Source organism: Nonomuraea sp. NPDC003201 (genome assembly GCF_053590415.1).
Genome location: NZ_JBSFTC010000660.1, coordinates 1 through 2,385 on the forward strand (window position 1 = coordinate 1; position 2,385 = coordinate 2,385).

Here is a 2,385-nt window from a genome sequence, read left to right on the forward strand (position 1 = left end):
CGGCGGCGCTGGCCGCCGCCGCGCACGCCACCAGCGGGCCCCGCATCTCGTCGAGCACCCGCCGCCGCAGCTCCAGGCTCTCGCGGGCCTTCTCCACGGTGGACGCCGTCACGTCGAGCGGGTCGCGCCGCAGGAACGGGTAGAGCGTCTCGGTCATCGGGCGTCCTTTCCGAGTACGGCGATCGCCTCGCCCGCGTGCACCAGCACGGTGTCCCCGACCTGGGCCTCCACCAGCGCCACGCTGATCTCCTCGGTCCCGGCGCCGGTGTCGGCGCGCGCCAGCCCGTCGGGCAGCAGCCCCACGACCCGGACGGCCACGGCCACATCGCCACACGTCACGCACGAGTCGCAGACCTCCTCGTCCGCCGGCTCGCCGCTCACGCGGGGCACTCCGATTCCTGGAACACGTGGACCAGCTCCCACAGCAGGTGGTACATCGTGATGTGGATCTCCCTCGCGACCAGCGGATCCGTGGCCCGCGCGGTCAGCACGTGCTCCGCCTGCGCGCACTCCTCGTCCGCCGTCAGGGCGACGGTCAGCATGCCGAGCCCGCGGGCGGCGGTCAGGTCGCCGTCGAGCGGCCGGATCCCCACGGCGATGTCCTGGGGACGCCCCAGCACCGGCAGCGAGGAGGGCTCGGCGCCCAGGCTGAGCGCCGGAAGGGCGCGCTTGCCCACGATCACCGGGTGGGTGAACTCCACGGCCACGTGCGCCGCGTCCGAGGCGGCCTCACCCCGGCCGAAAGCCAGCAGCCTGCCACCGCGCCGGAACCGCCCGGACATGGCGGCCGCCGCCGCGACGACCGCGCCGACGTCTTCCACCAGCGCCGTTCCGGCGGCCTCACGGACCCGATCGAGCACTTCGGCATCCCGTCTTCCTGCGCTGCACGACATCGCCCATTCCACCGTGGTCCACCACGAACGGCGCGGCTTTCCCCGCCACCGATTCGGCAAGGTCCCGGCAAGATTCGCCCACCCGAGGCCGCGTGAGGTCCCGGCGAGATTTCCCCCACCCGGCGGCGTGCCGAACCCCTAGACTCAGCGCTCGTGACTCAACTGGACGAGCAGGGCCGCCACGAGCCCCCTCTGGCGGCCGACGAGACCGCCACCCTCCTGGGCTTCCTCGACTATCAGCGTGAGACTTTGGCGTGGAAGTGCTCGGACCTGGACGCGGGCGGGCTGAAGGCGACCGTCGGCGTGTCGTCCATGACGTTGGGCGGGATGCTCAAGCACCTGGCCTACGTCGAGAGCCACTGGTTCAGCCGGGCGCTGCGCGGCGGAGAGTGGCCGCCTCCGTGGGACACGGTGGACTGGAAGTCCGACCGCGACTGGGACTGGCGCTCGGCCGCCGACGACTCCCCCGAGCAGCTCTTCGCGCTCTGGCAGGAGGCGGTGTCCCGCTCGCGGTCCGCGGTGGCGGAGGCGCTGGCCGACGGCGACCTGGGCCAACCGGCCAAGCGCAGCTGGCCCGACGGCCAGACGCCCAGCCTGCGGTGGATCCTGTGCCACATGATCGAGGAGTACGCGCGGCACAACGGCCACGCCGACCTCATCCGGGAGTCGGTGGACGGGCTGACCGGGGAGTAGTCGAATATTGTCGGTGAGCTGCTCTAACCTCGGGGCGATGGACATCATCCTGATTCCCGGCCTCTGGCTCGACGGCTCGTCCTGGGACGAGGTCGTCCCCGCACTCGTGCGGGCCGGACACCGGCCCCACGCGCTCACGCTGCCCGGCATGGAGTCGAAAGACGCCGACCGCTCCCAGATCACTCTGCGTGACCACGTCGACGCGGTCGTCAAGGTGATCGACTCCTTCGACCCCGCCGGCGGCAAGGTGGTGCTGGTCGGCCACTCCGGCGGGGGCACGATCGCGCACGTCGCCACCGACGCGCGTCCCGACCGGGTCGCCCGGGTCGTCTACGTCGACAGCGTGCCTCCCGGCGACGGCGGGCTCATCAACGACGAGCTCCCGGTCGAGAACGGCGAGATCCCGCTGCCCGACTGGGGGATCTTCGAGGCGGAGGACCTCATCGACCTCGACGACGAGCTGCGCGCGGCCTTCCGCGAGCGGGCGATCCCCTCGCCGGCGCGGGTCGCGAGCGACCGGGTGCGGCTGTCCGACGAGCGCCGCTACGAGGTGCCCGCCACCGTCATCGCCTGCGAGTTCTCGACCGCGACGATCCAGAAGTGGATGGAGCAGTCGCTCGCGTTCACCCGGGAGCTCGCCCAGATCCGCCACGTCGACTACGTCGACCTGCCCACGGGCCACTGGCCGCAGTTCACCCGGCCGGAGGAGCTGGGGCACGCGATCGCGACCAGCGTCGGCCCCGCCTGACGGCCCGGTCGTGGCGGCCCGGTCGTGGCGGCCCGGTCGTGGCGGCCCGGT

At 72.6% G+C, this 2,385-nt stretch carries 4 protein-coding genes; 2 read left to right on the top strand and 2 right to left on the bottom strand.

Translation table 11 applies throughout. From position 1 onward, the window contains the following. Positions 1 to 153: 153 nt before the first annotated feature. Together ACWDX9_RS62425 and ACWDX9_RS62430 are read right to left on the bottom strand one after the other, a co-directional pair. Positions 154 to 381 carry a HypC/HybG/HupF family hydrogenase formation chaperone gene (locus ACWDX9_RS62425; RefSeq protein WP_350737809.1) on the bottom strand — a complete coding sequence of 76 codons (228 nt, stop codon included), beginning with the start codon at positions 379 to 381 and terminating at the stop codon, positions 154 to 156. Continuing rightward, on the bottom strand, positions 378 to 860 hold the full coding sequence (locus tag ACWDX9_RS62430; RefSeq protein ID WP_449973303.1) for a phosphoheptose isomerase: 483 nt from the start codon (positions 858 to 860) through the stop codon (positions 378 to 380). Before ACWDX9_RS62430 ends, ACWDX9_RS62425 begins: the two co-directional genes overlap by 4 nt. A gap of 186 nt (positions 861 to 1,046) precedes the next feature. Here ACWDX9_RS62430 and ACWDX9_RS62435 point away from each other — a divergent pair, with 186 nt between their 5' ends. Together ACWDX9_RS62435 and ACWDX9_RS62440 are read left to right on the top strand one after the other, a co-directional pair. Continuing rightward, positions 1,047 to 1,586, top strand: coding sequence for a DinB family protein (locus ACWDX9_RS62435; protein WP_449973304.1), 540 nt, complete (start codon positions 1,047 to 1,049; stop codon positions 1,584 to 1,586). A 37-nt stretch (positions 1,587 to 1,623) separates the two neighbouring features. After that, complete coding sequence (locus tag ACWDX9_RS62440) at positions 1,624 to 2,334, top strand: alpha/beta fold hydrolase (RefSeq protein ID WP_449973305.1); 711 nt, start codon at positions 1,624 to 1,626, stop codon at positions 2,332 to 2,334. Positions 2,335 to 2,385 lie beyond the last annotated feature (51 nt).

Excerpts from the sequence above, each read along its gene's own strand:
- ACWDX9_RS62440 (WP_449973305.1), top strand. The coding sequence starts at position 1,624 with ATGGACATCATCCTGATTCCCGGCCTCTGGCTCGACGGCTCGTCCTGG.